The 16,425-nt window shown below is 68.2% G+C and carries 14 protein-coding genes; 4 read left to right on the forward strand and 10 right to left on the reverse strand.

Going from position 1 to position 16,425, the window contains the following annotated elements; translation table 11 throughout:
* Window positions 1-230: 230 nt before the first annotated feature.
* Window positions 231-1,223, forward strand: coding sequence for a latent transforming growth factor beta-binding protein (locus WME73_RS18745; protein WP_437746769.1), 993 nt, complete (start codon window positions 231-233; stop codon window positions 1,221-1,223).
* A 70-nt stretch (window positions 1,224-1,293) separates the two neighbouring features.
* Window positions 1,294-2,436 carry an aromatic ring-hydroxylating oxygenase subunit alpha gene (locus WME73_RS18750; RefSeq protein ID WP_437916571.1) on the forward strand — a complete coding sequence of 381 codons (1,143 nt, stop codon included), beginning with the start codon at window positions 1,294-1,296 and terminating at the stop codon, window positions 2,434-2,436.
* A 44-nt stretch (window positions 2,437-2,480) separates the two neighbouring features.
* On the opposite strand, the gene WME73_RS18755 is transcribed toward WME73_RS18750, so the two are convergent.
* Entirely contained in the window at window positions 2,481-3,386 is a 906-nt protein-coding gene (locus WME73_RS18755; RefSeq protein ID WP_437916572.1) for an SGNH/GDSL hydrolase family protein, read from the reverse strand.
* A 651-nt stretch (window positions 3,387-4,037) separates the two neighbouring features.
* Between WME73_RS18755 and WME73_RS18760 the strand changes: the two genes are divergently transcribed.
* On the forward strand, window positions 4,038-4,856 hold the full coding sequence (locus WME73_RS18760; protein ID WP_437746772.1) for a hypothetical protein: 819 nt from the start codon (window positions 4,038-4,040) through the stop codon (window positions 4,854-4,856).
* Window positions 4,857-4,892: 36 nt separating this feature from the next.
* Here the strand turns inward: WME73_RS18760 and WME73_RS18765 are convergent, their stop codons facing one another.
* A complete protein-coding gene (locus tag WME73_RS18765) occupies window positions 4,893-6,056 on the reverse strand; it encodes a zinc-binding metallopeptidase family protein (protein ID WP_437916573.1) in 1,164 nt (387 codons plus the stop codon).
* A gap of 206 nt (window positions 6,057-6,262) precedes the next feature.
* Here WME73_RS18765 and WME73_RS18770 point away from each other — a divergent pair, with 206 nt between their 5' ends.
* Window positions 6,263-6,388, forward strand: coding sequence for a hypothetical protein (locus tag WME73_RS18770; protein WP_437916574.1), 126 nt, complete (start codon window positions 6,263-6,265; stop codon window positions 6,386-6,388).
* On the opposite strand, the gene WME73_RS18775 is transcribed toward WME73_RS18770, so the two are convergent.
* From WME73_RS18775 to araA, 8 genes are all read right to left on the reverse strand, one after another.
* Window positions 6,337-6,696, reverse strand: a complete 360-nt coding sequence (locus WME73_RS18775) for a hypothetical protein (protein ID WP_437746774.1) — start codon at window positions 6,694-6,696, stop codon at window positions 6,337-6,339. The two genes, WME73_RS18770 and WME73_RS18775, sit on opposite strands and share 52 nt — an antisense overlap.
* A gap of 194 nt (window positions 6,697-6,890) precedes the next feature.
* The gene (locus WME73_RS18780; protein WP_437916575.1) at window positions 6,891-9,302 is read right to left on the reverse strand and encodes a family 43 glycosylhydrolase; all 2,412 of its coding nucleotides are present in this window, start codon (window positions 9,300-9,302) and stop codon (window positions 6,891-6,893) included.
* Window positions 9,303-9,479: 177 nt separating this feature from the next.
* The gene (gene yjfF, locus WME73_RS18785) at window positions 9,480-10,529 is read right to left on the reverse strand and encodes a galactofuranose ABC transporter, permease protein YjfF (RefSeq protein WP_437746776.1); all 1,050 of its coding nucleotides are present in this window, start codon (window positions 10,527-10,529) and stop codon (window positions 9,480-9,482) included.
* The gene (locus WME73_RS18790) at window positions 10,526-11,584 is read right to left on the reverse strand and encodes an ABC transporter permease (RefSeq protein WP_437746777.1); all 1,059 of its coding nucleotides are present in this window, start codon (window positions 11,582-11,584) and stop codon (window positions 10,526-10,528) included. Before WME73_RS18790 ends, yjfF begins: the two co-directional genes overlap by 4 nt.
* Window positions 11,581-13,104: a sugar ABC transporter ATP-binding protein gene (locus WME73_RS18795; protein ID WP_437916576.1), complete on the reverse strand. Its 1,524-nt coding sequence runs from the start codon at window positions 13,102-13,104 to the stop codon at window positions 11,581-11,583. Before WME73_RS18795 ends, WME73_RS18790 begins: the two co-directional genes overlap by 4 nt.
* A gap of 48 nt (window positions 13,105-13,152) precedes the next feature.
* Window positions 13,153-14,124: an ABC transporter substrate-binding protein gene (locus WME73_RS18800; RefSeq protein WP_437746779.1), complete on the reverse strand. Its 972-nt coding sequence runs from the start codon at window positions 14,122-14,124 to the stop codon at window positions 13,153-13,155.
* Between the two features lie 83 nt (window positions 14,125-14,207).
* Window positions 14,208-14,906, reverse strand: a complete 699-nt coding sequence (locus tag WME73_RS18805; RefSeq protein ID WP_437872670.1) for an L-ribulose-5-phosphate 4-epimerase — start codon at window positions 14,904-14,906, stop codon at window positions 14,208-14,210.
* Between the two features lie 10 nt (window positions 14,907-14,916).
* On the reverse strand, window positions 14,917-16,422 hold the full coding sequence (gene araA / locus WME73_RS18810) for an L-arabinose isomerase (RefSeq protein WP_437917405.1): 1,506 nt from the start codon (window positions 16,420-16,422) through the stop codon (window positions 14,917-14,919).
* Window positions 16,423-16,425 lie beyond the last annotated feature (3 nt).

Consider the following 16,425-nt stretch of genomic DNA (forward strand, 5'->3'; position numbering starts at 1 on the left):
TCGCGATGATTGACCGGCCGCCTTCGGAGCTGGTATAGGTAGCCGTTTTCTTTGGGTTGAATTTTTCCAGTCATAGCCGAGACAAAAGGCGGTCGAGCGCGGTGTGCGCAGGTGAAGGGTGCCCTGGTGCTTCGAGTGCCAGCCATGTCGTCTTGCCCTTGCCGCGTCGCGTCGGCGCCCTGCGCCTCCGCGGACGACCTCTCATTTCAGCCAGAGGATGAGGAGACCCCATGCGTGTCCGACACGTGATGATCACGGCAGCGATCGCCGGTCTATTCGCGGCCTGCGCCAGCTCGCAGAGCGATGATGGCAAGACCGAGCCGCCGGTTTACGGGACGGTCTGCGAGGCCCGCTGCGCCTGCGAGGACTGCTCTGGCGACGAAGAGGGCCTGTGCGAGGCCGAGGAGGAGGCCATCGCCAAGCGAGCCGAGGAGCGCTGCCAGGACGAGCACGCGGCGTACATCGACTGTGTCCGGCTGGAGGGCCGGTGCGTGGACGGTCATCACCTGGCGGAGGTCTGCAACGCCCATGCGGCGGCCCTCCAGGGCTGTCTCGATCCCACGGGCCACTGTCCCAGCGCGGATGATGGCATCTGCGACGAGCCCCAGGGCACCGGCAAATGCCCGGCCGGGACCGACCCCGCCGACTGCCTCTCTTCCTGTCCCTTGACCGGCAACGGCACCTGCGACGAGCCCCAGGGCACGGGCCGGTGTCCGGCGGGCACGGACGTCGACGACTGCAAGCTCGCGCCGTGCGACCGCGTGCAGGACGGCGCCTGCGACGAGCCCGAGGGCACCGGGCTCTGCGCGGAGGGCACGGACGTCGCGGACTGCGCGGTAGGCGCGCCGTGCGCTTCCACGAACAACGGCGAGTGCGACGAGCCCGAAGGCACCGGTCTCTGCGAGGAGGGTACGGACCTCGCCGATTGCAACGCCACCCTGGCCTGCGACGACCTCGACGAGTGCGGCAGCGACACGAGCGGGTGCATCGGATGCGCGGTCCAGGGGAGCTGCGCCGATGAGCTCGATGCGTGCACCCTCAACGACGACTGCATCCTGTTCGCTCAGTGCGCCGTGACCTGCGAGGACGGGGACGACGCCTGCTTCACCGCGTGCATGGACAGACATCCGGATGGAGCGCGGCTCTATCTCGACTACGACACATGCGTGAACTGCGACGAGTGTTATTACTCGTGCGGCAACGCCAGCATCCTCGGGTGCTGATCCGCAGCCGGCCCCTGAGCCGATCCCGGGCGGCGCGATCCGCGCCCTCGTTCTGGTAACATCGCCCGCCTTGCCGGAGCTCCCTCTCACCCCCGCCGATCTGGACGCGGTGCTCGCGCCGCTCCCCAGCGCCCGGCCGCTGCCCGCGCGCGCGTACTGGGACGAGGACGTCTTTGCCTTCGAGCAGGCAGAGATCTTCGGGCGCTCCTGGCTCTGCGTCGGCCGCGAGGACGAGATCGCCCGCCCAGGAGAGTGGCTGCTCGCCCCCCTCACGCCGGCGGGCGTCGTCGTCCTCCGCGGCGCCGATCTGGAGATCCGCGCGTTCCACAACGTCTGCCGCCACCGGGCGGCGACGCTGCTCGACGGCCCGTGCGGCCGCCTCGCGCACCTCGAGTGCCCGTACCACGGCTGGACCTACGAGCTCTCCGGCGCGCTGCGCGCCGCGCCCCACGCGCCGCCCGGCTTCGACCGCGGCGCGCACGGGCTCCTCCCGGCGCGCGCCGGCGCCCTCTTCGGCTTCCTCTTCGTGACGCTCGATCCCGGCGCGCCGCCGCTCGAGAGCGCGATCGGCGAGGCGCCGCCCTGGCTCTCGCGCCCCGGGCTGCGCTCGCTCCGGCGGGGCAGGCGGGTGGAGTACGAGGTCGCCGCGAACTGGAAGCTCTGCGCGGAGAACTTCCAGGAGTCTCACCATTTCCCGCGCGTGCACCCCGCGCTGGAGCGGCTGACCCCGTGCGACGACGCCGTGTCCTGGGGCCGGGGGGGCCCGTGGCTCGGCGGCGTCATGGACCTCGCGCCCGGCGCCGACACCGTCTCGACGAGCGCGGCGCCAGGCGCGCGGCCGCTCATCGTCCCCGAGGCGGAGCGACGGCGCGTGCGCGACGCCCTGCTCTTCCCGGGCCTGCTCACGAGCCTCCAGCCCGACTACCTGCTCACGTACCGGCTCGCCCCGCGCGCGCCCGACCGGACGCTCGTGATCGCCGACACGTACTTCCACCCCGCGGCGTTCACGAAGGGCTTCGATCCGGGCGACGTGTTCACCTTCTGGGACGCGGTGAACCGGGAAGACCGCGCCATCTGCGAGCGGCAGCAGCGCGGGATCCGCGCGCCCGGCTACACGCCGTCGACCTACGCCATGGTGGAAGACGGCGTCCACGCCTTCGACGGCATGGTCGCGCGCAGGTACCTCTCGGCGCTCCGCGCGGGGACGGCATGAGCGAGCGCTGCGGCCGGTGGGGTCGCCCGTAGATCGATCTCTCGTTATTGCGCGACGCAGCTCGTCTTCATCACTTCCCAGACTGCATCTCCGGTGGCGATGCTACCGGCAGAGGTGGGGTGGATTCCGTCTTGCGTATACTCGTTGTGTCCGTTCCAGGTCGGACGAAGGTCCAGCCAGTAGCACTTCGGCGCCGTGAGCCCGTCGCACAATGCCTTCATCTTCGGTCGGAGCGTATCGAGGCAGGTCTTGAGCGACGCGAACTGGTTGCCGATGGGGTCTGGATAGAAGAAATAGACCACCTTCTCGACGTTGTCCTTCTCCATGGTCTCGAACAGCGACTCCGCCGCCGCGAGGGCCGCGTCGCCGTCCCCTCTCAGCAAGCAGTCGTTCCCGCCGCCATCCATCAGCACGTACTTGATCATGCCGTTCTCCGCAGCTTTGCGGTACTGGCTGGGAATCTGATCGTTGGCCAGCGTCGTGCCGCTGACCGAGTTGTCGATATAGCGATCGTTCTGGGGGAGGGAGCCGTTGGCCTTCGCCTGCTTTTCGATCTGCTGCGTGATGCCGTGAGTCGCGGCGATGAACGATTCGCCGATGACCGCGACCTGATTTCCCTTGGTCTGGCCCTTGACGCACTCGCCCGGGTCCCCGCCCGTGCCGACCGTTTCTCCGCCGCTGGCCGAGCTGCTGGCCTCCGCGGTGCTTGCGCTGCTGCTGCTGCTCGCGGTGCTCCCGGCTGCTGCGCCTCCGGCACCGCTGGTGGCCATATCGCCCGTGCCGACCGTGGTCTCCGCGCTGCTGGTGGTGGTGGTGGTGGTCCCGTCGGGGCCGCCTCCGCCGGTCGAGGACGTACCACCGTCATTGGCCTCACCACAGGCCCAGATGCCGATGCTCAGGAGACCGAGAACGCTCAGTTTCGTAGCAACGTAGGAACGTGTCGACCTCATTTTATTTCTCCAGTGTCCGCTTGGCGCCGAGGGTTCAAGCGGCGAAAGCCATTCATTGCCTTGTGTTGACAATTCATCCGTGCACCTTGGGGGCCGCGTTCGCCCGATGCAGGTGACTGCCACGAGGTCGTACCCAAGCCAGCTGAATCGATGTATAGGCATACTCGCCTATGCCTCGATGCGAGACGTCACGTTCATGTTGGTGGATTGAATAATTCGGGCGAGAGTCGAATTCGTTGTCTGCGCCGCGGCTCATCCTTCTGGGAGGCCCCGATGCGTTCGGTCCCGAGCGCTCCACGCCCGAGCGCGCGGCCTCCGCCCGCGCTGCGCGTCCATGCCGTTCGGCGGTGGACCGCGGCGGTGGATCGGCAACGTGTTCGCGACCGTGGCCTGCCAGCCGGCTGGGTCACGCGTGCGCCCGACCGGACGCTCGTGATCGCCGGCACGTACTTCCACCCTGCGGCGTTCACGCCAGGCTTCGATCCGGGCCACGTGTGCGCCTCCTGGGACGCCGTGAACCGGGAGGACCGCGCCAGCAGCGCGGGAGCCGCGCGCCGGGCCACGCCCCGTCGACCTGCGCCCTGGTGGAGGAAGGCGCCCGCAGGTTTGACGGCATGGTCGCGCGCGGGTACCGCTCGGAGCGAGGACGGCATGAGCAAGCTCTGCGGCCTGTGGGGCCGCCCGTACATCGACCTGTCGCCGCTGATCGACGCGGCGTGCTTCCCCGAGCTCGATCGCGAGATCGTGCGCGGCCTCTGCCGCGTCGAGCCCTCGTACACCGGCGGCAGCCTGAAATGGATGGGCGTGGTCGCGCCCTGGGTGCACGACGACCCATACGTGGATTACGGGGAGGTCATCGGGGGCTTCTCGCGCGACGAGTTCTGCGACTTCATCGCGCTCGGCGACGACCCGTCCGCCTTCGATCCCGACCGGCGGCGCGAGTACACGTTCGGAGACGAGACGGATCACCCGCTCACGCGGGCGCAGATGCTGTACCTGAAGTACCGCTACGGCGTCTATTTCCCCTGGAAGGTCTGCTATCATCTGCTCGAGAACGATCGCTGGGAAGACAAGCACTCGGGCTCCGGCAAGGACTTTTCGGCGGAGGCCAAGGCGATGTTCCCCCGGACGGTCGAGTTCATCCGGGGCCTGCCGTTCGTCGAGATCGGGCGGTGCGTGATCTTCGGCCTCGAGGCGAACGATCACGCGCCCGCGCACCGGGATACCGAGCCGGGGAGCGCGATCGGCGCGGCGCAGTCCATCTCGTTCGACCCGCGCGGCGACAAGCGGTTCTATGTCTGCGACAGGGCAGGGGAGGAGCGCACGGTCGTCCGCGCGCCCATCTACTGGTTCAACGACATGGATTACCACGGCGTCGAGCCGGACCCGTTCTTCCGGTACTCGATCCGCGTGGACGGCGTGTTCAAGCCGGAGTTCGTGAAGCAGCTCCAGCGCCTGTACGGGCGGTAGGCGCGGGCGAGCGCCCTGCCGTGAGTGCTCCGCCGGCTAGCGTACCGCCGGCGAGGCCCCGTTCACCACGAGGTGGATGAACTGCAGCTTCGCCACGGCGGGGCGCGGCAGCACGAACGGGTAGAAGTCATGCTGGCCCATGCTGCGCGACATCTCGTTGAGCACGGCCGTCAGCTCCACCCAGGCGTTCAAGAAGCCCAGGAAGGTCTCGGCCCCTCGGTCGTCCGGACGCCACAGCGCGTCCGCGCCCCATGGCTCGACGTCGAGCTCCACCTCGTCGGCGTCGATGCCGAAGCTGAGCGCCGTATCGACGGTGTCGACCATGTGGAGATAGTGGGCCCAGGTCTCGGCCCAGTCTTCCCACGGGTGCATGCTGGCGTAGGCGCTGACGAAGCGCTCGGGCCAGTCGGCCGGCGGCCCCTGCTCGTAGTTGGCCTTCAGCGCGGCGGCGTAGTCCTGCTGCTCGTCGCCGAACAGCTCCCGGAACGGCGCCAGCCACCCGGTGTCGCGCACCAGGAGGTCCCAGTAATAATGGCCGACCTCGTGCCGGAAATGCCCGAGCAGCGTGCGGTAGGGCTCGCGCATCGCGGCGCGGGTGCGCTCGCGCGTGGCGTCGTCCGCCTCCTCGATGTTCAGCGTGATCACGCCGTCGGCGTGGCCCGTCATCACCCTGGGCCCGTCGGGCGGCGAGGCGAGGAAGTCGAAGCAGATGCCGCGCTCCGGATCCTCGCCGATCCTGGACTTCACCGGCAGGTTCAGCGCCAGGAGCTGCGACACGAGCCGTCGTTTGGCCGTCTCGAGCAGGCGCCAATGCGCCTGGTGCTCGGCGACGGAGAGATCTGGAATGGTGCGGTTGAGCCGGCACGCGGCGCAGAGCGCGGGCGCCTCCGCCGCCGCCGGGATCAGCCAGTTGCAGCCCGACGCCAGGTCGAAGTTGCCGCAGCGCCTGTAGAGCTGCGGCGCGTCCGCCGTGTCGTGCCAGATCTGCCAGGTGCCCTCGGTCGGGCCGGCCTTGAGCGGCAGGACCTGGGCGCGCTCGGGCTCGTAGCCGAGCGGCGTCTTGCAGGCCAGGCATTCGCTGTTGCGGAAGAACACGGGCCTTTCGCACTGGCAGCGGTAGGCGCGCGGGGCGGTGGGCTGCTTGGTCCGCTTCCATGCGCTGCGCAGGCGCGCGATCAGACTGTCGAAGCGATTGGTCATGGTGGGTTGAGCGGCCTCGATCGTGTCGGCCTCGGCTCGCGATCGCAAGGATCGCAAGCCGTATGCCAAGCCTGCGGCTCGGCGCTCGCGACACGAGCGCAGCCCAGCGCGCTGTCGAGCCGTGCTCGAACGTCGCGGACGTCGCGGAGTGCCTCAGTGTGGCCAGAATGCCGTCAGCCCGACCCAGGTTGAACTGGGCCCAACCTGTGGTCGTGGTCGTGAACGTGGTCGTGGTCGTGGTCGTGGTCGTGAACGTGGTCGTGAACGTGGTCGTGGTCGTTCACGGCCTGCCGTTGACGACCACGACCACGACCACGACCACGACCACGTAAACGTTCGGAGGTAGGAGAACGCGGCGTGAAGGTTCGTGAACGCCTATGCGGGGAAGGGTGGGGCCGCGCGCGCCTACTTCGTCGCGCGGTAGCTCTCCGGTGTTGTTCCTCTCCGACTGCTGCCAGCCCGAGTCCGGATAGTTCCCGCCGTAGCCGATCTTGGGCTGCGTCTGGAAGCCCTTCCACTTCCCGCCGGCCAGCGTCTCGTTGTAGTAGCGCGACATCGCCTTGTCGTCGGCGAGCCGAGCCTCGGCGGCCGCGGCCATGTCGCCGGTCGCGGCGCGCCCCTGAGCGGCGTATCTGATCACGCCTGGCACGGCGAGAGCGGCAGGCCCGTCGGCCCCGAGCGCGCCGGCTCCGGCGGGCGTACGGGGCCACGCCACACTTCTTGGAGGTTCAGGTCCAGCCGCAGCTTCCTCGCTGCTCGCGGCCGTCAGGCCGGCCGGGAAGGGGGCGGCCGCCGGCGACTCCGCCGGCGGCTTTGCCACCCGTGGCGGGCAGGTCAGTTGGTGGGCACGAAACGCAGCGATGCGAGGCGCACGAGCTCGCCCTGGCCGCCGCCCTTCACCTTCAAGTAGACCTCGTGCGTGCCCGACGTGGGCGCCACGTTGCACGTCGTCGTCGTCCACTTCTCCCAGCCGTCGGTACCGGGGAGGGCGCAGGTGCCGATCATCGAGCCGCCTGCCAGCGGATCGATCCAGACCTCCACGGTGCCGCCGTCCCCGGCGCTCGAGGCCTCCAGCGCGATCGCCTTCGACTGTACACCCCCGCTGCCGAGGTCGACGCTCCCGAACATGGCCCAATCGCCGTTCTCCAGATCACCGAGCACCGGTCCCGCCGACGTGCTCGACACGACCTGGGCGCCGGACTGCTGGTCCGCCTCCGCCGCCGGGATCGGGGTGAATCCATCACGATAGGTGAACAGGTCGAAGTAGGCACGGCTATTGGTCGCGAACATGCCGGCCTGGTTGCCAATCCAGGTGTGAGCCATGGCATAGAACCCGTCGAGCGTGGAGATGTCGATCTCGGGGCCTACCTGGGTCCATTCGACTCCATCCGTGCTGAACCAGCCCGTAGCCTTGTGCTCGGAGCGGACCAGCTTCAGCCAGACCGCTTTCCCGGAAGGTGCGGGGACCGACGCGCCCACTACGACCGGCTCGGCAAGCTCGGTGTACGCAGCCCCCGCCTCGGCCGGGGCCTGCACCGAGCGCGACCGGAAGGAGAAGCGAATCCTGTCTTCCTCGCCCTCCATGACCCGCGCCACCGAGACGTCCATGATGGCGGGGAGCCTGAACTTCTCGCTGTCGTTCATCCACGTCGGGCAGGAAAGCACCTGCTCGTCCTGCCAGTAGCCGTTGCCCACGCGGATGCCGGCCGCGTCCCCGTCGGCCGCGGGCGTGAACTCGACCTTCGCGACCATGCTGCTCGAGTGCAGCGTGTCCTTCTGAACGACCCACGCGGTCCCTCCGGCACCCGGCGTGATCCGCAGCCACCCCGGGCGATCCGCCACCGAGTACTTGTCCTCCGACGCGCCGTAGGTGGTCCACGCGGAGTTGATCGTGGCCGACGAGAAATCGTCGTTCACGGGCAGCAGGAAAGGCACGCCGCTCTGCGGCAGCTTGGGCGCGGACAGATCGCCCTTCTTGGTCGGGTATCGCGGGACCGGGATCGTCTTCCCGTTCACCTCTTGGTCGACCCAGGTCACCTCCAGCAGCAGCCCCTCGCGGCCAAGCCCCTGCCAGTCGCCGTTCTTCGAGGTCTTGGTGTCGTCGGTTCCCACGTTGCTGCAGTCGTACGAGTGGGCAAAGGCCCACCACGAGCCGTCCTCCAGCGCGATCGGCGACGTGGTGTGCTGGACGCCGGCGTACGGCTCCTCGCCGGTAAGGACATAGCCGAGCCACGTCCAGTCCTCGGGGGTGCTGCCGACAAGCTTCTTCGACGCCCAGGCGTGCAGCTGGCCGCCGCAGGCCGTATGCGTCGAGACGAAGTAGTAGTACCACTCGCCGCGCTTGGCCATCGTCGGCCCCTCGGCCCACTTGCTCCAGTCAGGATTCGTGAAGTCGCCGCAGCCGCCGGTCTCCTGGTCCCAGTTGATGAAGCTCATGTCGATGCTCGACTCGGGCAGCAGCATCCCGGTGTCGGGATCGATCTCCGTGACCAGGTTGATGCCGAAGTCGCTCGGGTGATCCGCGTCCCATTTGCACAGGCCGTTCTTGATGATCATGTACGTCTTGCCGCTGTCGGGATCGACGAACACCGAGTTGTCGGAGCCGGTCCCTCGTTCGTACGAGGTCTCGCTGCCGGGCGGCGTGTAGGGGAAGATGTCGACCTTGGTGGGCTCTGACCACGGGCCCTCGAGGCTCGGCGCCGAGGAGAAATGCTGGGTGGCCCCGATGGAGTAATAGACCCGGTACACATCGCCGGCCTTGACGATGAATCCGCCCCAGGTGCCCTGGCCCGGGCCGAGCTGCGCCTCCAGCGCGGGAGCGGTGGAGTGGACCACCCGGTTCATGCGCTCCCAGTGGAGGAGATCCGTCGAGTGCAGGATCTCGAAGGCGGGCATCATGTGGAAATTCGACCCGACCAGGTAGAAGTCGTCGCCTTCCCGGTAGATGTTCATGTCCGGGTGATCACCGGGCAGAACGGGGTTCTGGTAGGTCGTCACCTCGAAGGCCGCATCGCCGTCGCCGCCCGCCCCACCGCCGCCGGCGTTCGGAGAGCCACCCGTGCCCCCGGAGCCGCCGTCGCCCCCGGAGCCGCCGTCGCCCCCGGAGCCGCCGTCGCCGCCGCCGCCGCCGTCGCCGCCCGTTCCACCGCCGTCTCCGCCCTGACCCGCGGAGCTTGCCGAGGTTGACCCGGACGAGGTGCTAGATCCCGCCGGGGTGGGATTGGGCTCGTCCGAGCCGCACCCCATCGCGATCAATCCAACGAAAGTGACAATCCCTGCTGCATAGGAGCGCACGATGACCTCTCAGTTCCTTGTTGTGGACGCTTGAATTCCCGAGGGCTTCCGAAATGATCAATGAACGGGCACGAAAGTGCCTATCGACGCCACACGGACCCCGGCGGAACGCACTTCATCCCCGTCGTGTCACGCCGTACGGGCGCGCCGCTCGAAGACCCGCTGGAGCAGGCAGGCGACCAGGAGGAGGAGGCCGATGACGATCTTGGTCCACCAGGAACTGAGCGTGCCCTCGAACATGATGAGGGTCTGGATGGTGCCGTAGATGAGCACGCCGAAGAGGGTGCCGACGACCGTGCCGTGGCCGCCGGTCAGCAGGGTCCCGCCTATGACGACGGCGGCGATGGCGTCCATCTCCATTCCGCCGGCGTGCAGCGCGTAGCCGGATACCATGTAGAACGTGAAGGCGACGCCCGCCAGCGCCGAGCAGAACCCGCTCAAGGTATAGATGAGCACCTTGGTCCGTGGCACCGGCAGGCCCATGAGCAGGGCGGATTGTTCGCTGCCGCCGATCGCATAGATCGTGCGGCCGAAGCTCGTGTAGTGGGCGATGTAGATGGCCGCGGCGAACAGCGCGAGCGCGAGGACCACGTTCCAGGTGATCGAGGTGTCGAACAGGAACGGGATGCGGTGCGACGAGACGTCGACGTAGAAGCCGTTGCGGATCGTGATGGAGTCGATGCTGATGAGGTAACAGAGCCCGCGCGCCAGGAACATGCCCGCCAGCGTGACGATGAAGGGCTGCACCTTGAAGTACTGGATGACGAGCCCCATCACGAGGCCGATGCCCGAGCCCATGGCCAGCACGAGCGGGATGACCACGGCAGGGCTCAAGCCGTGCTTCTCGACGAGCGACGCCGAGACCATCGTTGTCAGCGCGATGACCGAGCCGACCGAGAGGTCGATCCCGCCGGAGAGGATGACGAAGGTCATCCCGATGGCGGTGATCAAGAGGAACGCATTGTCGATGAAGAAGTTGAGGAACACCTGCAGCGAGAAGAACCCGTCGAACAGGTACGACCCGGCCGCGAACATGAGCACGAACAGGCTGCTGGTGACCGCGAGCGGCAGGTGCCTCGGGTCGATCCGGACGGAGCGCCCGGTCGCGGCGGTGGTGCCGCTCCGTCCGGTCGCGGCGATGGTGCCGCTCCGTCCGGTCACGGCGGCGGTGTCGATCATGGTGTGACCACCCTCCTCGTCCGTTGCTTTGCGATGAGATCCCTGACCTTCTGCGATTGCACGATGGTGATCAGGAAGACGACGAGCGCCTTCACCACCAGGTTGACCTCCGGGGGCACGCCGACCGAGTAGATGGTGGTGGTGAGCGTCTGGATGATCAGGGCGCCGATGACGCTCCCCGCCAGCGTGAACTTGCCCCCGGAGAGCGATGTCCCGCCCAGGACCACGGCCAGGATGGCGTCGAGCTCGAAGAGGAGGCCCGCGTTGTTCCCGTCGGCGCTCTTGACGTTCGAGCTCACGATGAGCCCGGCGATGCCGGCGCACAGGCCGCACACGGCGTAACAGGCGAAGGTGATCGTGCGCGCGCGGATCCCGGCCAGCCGCGAGGCGACCGGGTTCACGCCGATCGCCTCGATGAACATGCCGAGCGCGGTCTTGCGGGTCAAGAGCCAGACGACGGCGCTCACGCCCGCCACGATGAACAGCGAGACCGGGATCCCCAGGAGGAAGCCGTTCCCGATGACGTGATACGGGCTGTAGTAGATGGTGATGATCTGGCCGCCCGTGATGAGCTGGGCGATGCCTCGCCCCGTGACGAGCAGGATCAGGGTCGCGATGATCGGCTGCATGCCGAAGATCGACACCAGCGTGCCGTTCCACATGCCGAGCGCCAGCGCCACGCCCAGCGCGCTCCAGACGACGATCGGCAGCGGGACACGCGTCGCGTCCGCCATGCCGGTCCCGCCGCTCGGCGAGAGCTCGCCGCCGATCAGCACCGCCGCGACCGCGCCAGAGATGGCCACGACCGCGCCGACGGAGATGTCGATGCCGCGGGTGGCGATCACCAGGGTGAGCCCCATGGCGATGATCATGAGCGGCGATGCGCGGTTCAGGATGTCGATGACGCTGCCGTAGAGGTGGCCGTCCTTGACCGTGATCGCGAAGAACTGCGGATTGCTGACGAGGTTGAACAGCAGGAGGGAGCCGAGCATCGCCAGCGGCCAGAACGTGCTCCCGCTGGCGAGCCGGCGCAGGGAGGCGGCGGGCGCGCTCACGGCTGACCTCCCGCGATGATCTGGTAGACCGCCTGCTCGTCGGTCTTGTCCGTGGCGAGCTCCGCCACCTTGCGCCGGTCGCGCAGGACGACGACCTGGTCCGAGTAGCGCAGCGCCTCGGCCATCTCCGAGGAGACGAGCACCACCGCCATGCCCCGATCGCAGAGCTCCATGACCTTGCCCATGATCTCGCCCTTGGCCGCCACGTCGATGCCGCGGGTCGGCTCGTCGAGGATGAGCATGCGCGGATCGGTCGCCAGCCAGCGAGCCAGGAGCGCCTTCTGCTGGTTGCCGCCGCTCAGCTTGGAGATGGGCACCTCCGCGTCGGCCGCCACGATGCCGAGCCGCTGGATGTAACGGCGGGCGATGTCGTCCTGCTCGTCCCGGGACAGGTTACGGAAGATGCCGCGCTTGGCCTGGAGGGCGACGACGATGTTCTCGCGCAGCGAGAGGTCGCCGAGGATCCCCTCGACCTTCCGGTCCTCGGGGCAGAAGCCGAGGCCGCGCGCGATCGCGTCGAGCGGCGAGCCGATGCGCGCCGGCTCCCCGTCGATCTCGATGGATCCCTGGTCCGCCCCGTCGAGCCCGAACAAGAGCCGCACCGTCTCCGTCTTTCCGGCGCCCAGGAGGCCGGCGAGGCCGAGCGCTTCGCCGCGCTGCACGTCGAGATCGACATCGCTGACCGAGCCCTTCTTGCCGAGCCCTCGCGCCCGCAACAGGGGCGCCTGCCCGCCCGCCGGCATCGTCGCCCGCGCGCGCTCGGCCCGGGCCGGGCCGTCCTCCGCGACCTCGCGCCCGACCATCCGCGTGACGAGCTCCATGCGCGACAGCTCGGCGGCCGGCGTCTCGCTGACCAGCTGACCGTTCCTCAGCACCGTGATCCGGTCGGAGATCTCGAACACCTGGTCGAGGAAGTGCGAGATGAACAGGATCGCCATCCCCTGCGCCTTGAGCCGCTGGATGACCGAGAAGAGCGTCTTCACCTCGTCCTCGGCCAGGCTCGAGGTCGGCTCGTCGAGGACGAGGATCTTCGCCTTGGCGCAGAGCGCGCGGGCGATCGCGACGAGCTGCTGCACGGCGATCGAGAAGGTCGAGAGCGGCGCGGTGACGTCGACGTGGATGTTGAGGTCCGAGAGCAGGGCGCTCGCCTTCCGGCGCATCTCCCCCCACCGGATCGCGAAGACGCCGGCGTCCTCGCGCCCGAGGAAGATGTTCTCGGCCACGGAGAGGTTGGGGCAGAGGTTCACCTCCTGGAACACGGCGCTGATGCCGAGCGCCTGCGCGTCCTGCGGGCTCGAGGGCCTGATCTCCTGGCCCTCGAGCAGGATCTGCCCGTCATCCGGGGGGTGGACGCCGGTCAGGACCTTGACCAGCGTCGATTTGCCCGCGCCGTTCTGCCCCATGAGGGTGTGCACCTCCCCGGGCAGCATGCGAAAATCGACGGAAGAGAGCGCCTGTACGCCAGGAAATCCCTTGGAGATCCGCTTCATCTCGAGCACGGGCACGGCTCCGCTCTGCATCGCTCACGTCCTCCCCGGCGGCCTCCGCGGCGCCACCGTTACGCGCACTCAGTACTTGCGCTTCGGGAACTCCTGAGCGGCGGTCTCCATCGGGAAGACGCCCTCCTCGGTGACGATGCGCTTCGGCAGCTGCTTGCCCGCCATCAGGTCCTTCACAGCGCTCATCAGCTGCGGCCCGAGGAGGGGGCTGCACTCGACCGTCACGTTGAGCTTGCCCGCCATCATCGCCTCGAACGCGCCCTTCACCGCGTCGATCGAGATGATGAGGATGTCCTTGCCGGGGCGGAGCCCCGCCTCCTCGATGGCCTGGATCGCGCCGATCGCCATGTCGTCGTTGTGGGCGTAGAGGACGTTGATGTTCTTGCCCTCCGCCTTGAGGAAGGCCTCCATGACCTCCTTGCCCTTGGCGCGCGTGAAGTCGCCCGTCTGCGACCGGATGATCTTGAACTGGGGCTTGTCCTTGATGATCTCCTCGAACCCCTTCTTGCGATCGATCGCGGGGGCCGAGCCGACGGTGCCCTGCAGCTCGACGATGTTGATCGGGTCCTTCTGGTCCTTCGTCTTCTCGACCAGCCACTTCGCCGCGCGGCGGCCCTCCTCGACGAAGTCCGACCCCATGAAGCTGACCCAGAGGGTGTCGTCCTTCGTGTCCACCGCGCGATCGGTCAGGATGACGGGGATCTTGGCCTCCTTGGCCTCGCGCAGGACGGGCTCCCAGCCGGTCTCGACCACGGGCGAGAACGCGATGACGTCGACCTTCTGGGCGATGAACGACCGGATGGCCTTGATCTGGTTCTCCTGCTTCTGCTGCGCGTCGGAGAGCTTGAGATCGATCCCGGCCGCCTTGGCGGACTCCTCGATCGACTTCGTGTTCGCGGTCCGCCACTCGCTCTCCGCGCCGATCTGGGAGAACCCGAGCGTGATCTGCTTATTTTCCTTCTGACAGCCCTGCCCGACCAGGATCAGCGCCAGCCCTGCCAGCGCCACCATCCCCGTGGTGACAAAGTTTCTCCTCTTCATGGCGCAGCTCGTCTCCTCTCGTCCATCGCCTCGTTCCATGAGGCACCTCGGTCATCCTCGCCGTCGTCCCCCGACGTCCGGCGTCACTTCTGCCCGTAATACGCCCTCTTCCCGTGCTTCCGGTCGAAGTGCTTGCGCACGAGCGCGTCGGGCAGGCGCGCGGCACCCGGGTGGATCGTGCGGGTGATGAACGCCATCCTCGCGATCTCCTCGAGCACCGCCGCATTGTACACCGCCTTCTCGGCGTCCTCTCCCCACGCGAAGGGGCCGTGTCCCGCCACCAGCACCATGGGTGTGTGAAGCGGGTTACGATCCCTGAAGCACTCGATGATCTGCTTCCCCGTCTCCGTCTCGTAGTCGCCCTCCACGGCGTCCGGCCGCATCACCTCGGTGCAGGGTACGTCCTCGGCCAGGTGATCCGCGTGCGTCGTACCGTAGATCGGGATCGGCGTGCCTGTCTGCGCCCAACCAGTCGCGTAGGTCGAGTGCGTGTGAACCACGCCACCCAACCCGCGGAAGCTCGCGTAGAGAACGATATGCGTCCTGGTGTCCGAGGAGGGGCGGAGGTGTCCCTCCACCACCTTCCCCTCCAGATCGACCACGACCATGTCGTCGGCCGACAGCCGATCGTAAGGGACGCCACTCGGCTTGATCGCCAGGACGCCCCTGTCGCGATCGAACGCCGAGACGTTGCCGAACGTGTAGATCGCGAGCCCCATGCGCGGGATCTCCATGTTCGCCGTGAAGGCGCGCTCGCGCAGCTCTCGATAGGTCGCGCTCACGTCGTGGCCCTCAGTGCGCCAGCCGGTAGGCGAGATCGTTCCAGCGGAGCTCGTTCTTGAGCGAGCGGATGTCGGTCCCTTCGCCGATGCGGACCAGCTCCACGCCGGCGATGGAGGCGAAGTCCTCGACGTGCGCCATGGTCACGGCGCGGCTGTGGGCACAGTGATGGGCGCCCCCAGCCAGGATCCACGCCTCGCAGGCGAGCCTGAAATCGGGCTTCGGGATCCACACCGCGCGCGCCACGGGCAGCTTCGGCATCGCCCTGTCGGGCGCCACCGACTCGAGCTCGTTGGCGACGATCCGCATGCGGCCGCCCATGTCGATCATGGCAACGTTCACAGCGGGCCCGACCCCGGCGTCGAAGACGAGCCGGCACGGGTCCCCCTTGCCGCCGATCGAGAGAGGGTGGATCTCCAGCGACGGCCTCCCGGCGGCGATCGACGGACAGATCTCCAGCATGTGGGCGCCGAGGACGCGCTCTCGCCCCGGGACCAGGTGATACGTGTAGTCCTCCATGAAGGAGACGCCCCCGCGCAGGCCCGTCGCCATGATCTTCAGGGCGCGGACCAGGCCGCAGGACTTCCAGTCGCCCTCCGCCCCGAAGCCGTAGCCGTCGTCCATGAGCCGCTGCACCGCGAGGCCGGGGAGCTGCTTGAGCCCGTGCAGATCCTCGAAGGTCGTGGTGAAGCCGCCGAAGCCGCCCTCCTTCAGGAAGGAGCGCATCGCCGCCTCCTGCCTCGCCGCGTACCGCAGGTCGCCGTGGCGATCTCCGCCCCTCCTCAGGGCGGGGGCGATGGTGTACGCCTCGTCGTACTCGGCCACCAGGCGATCGACCTCGCGCTCGTCGACCTCGGCGATGCGCCCCACGAGATCGCCCACGCCATAGCCGTTCACCGACCAGCCGAACCTGACCTGCGCCTCGACGCGGTCGCCTCCGGTGACGGCCACCTCTCTCATGTTCATGCCGCCGAAGCGCGCGATCTTGAGCCGCCGCCCGTCGAGGATGGCGCAGGCGGCGCGCGCCCAGATGTCGAGCTTGGCGAGGACGTCGCCGTCCGTCCAGTGGCCGACGATGACCCTCCGGTCGATGCGCAGGCGAGCGCCGATGTACCCGAACTCGCGGTCCCCATGGGCCGACTGGTTCAGGTTCATGAAGTCCATATCGATGCTGTCCCAGGGCAGCTCGCGGCCGTACTGCGTGTGCAGGTGCGCGATCGGCTTCTCCAGGCGCTTGAGCCCCGCGATCCACATCTTCGCGGGAGAGAACGTGTGCATCCACGTGATCACGCCGGCGCACCGCGGCGAAGCGTTGGCCTCGCGACAGACGGCGAGGATCGACTCGGAGCTCTTGAGCGTCGGCTTCCAGACGACCCTGACCGGGAGCTTGCCCGAGGCGTCGAGGGACGCGGCAATCTCCCGCGCGTGTTCGGCGACCTGCTTCAGCGCCTCCTCACCGTAGAGGTCCTGACTGCCGGTCAAGAACCACACCTCGAAGCCTTCTCGAAGATCCTGCATGGC

The organism is Sorangium sp. So ce302 (assembly GCF_051530145.1).
Classification (GTDB): domain Bacteria; phylum Myxococcota_A; class Polyangia; order Polyangiales; family Polyangiaceae; genus Sorangium; species Sorangium cellulosum_B.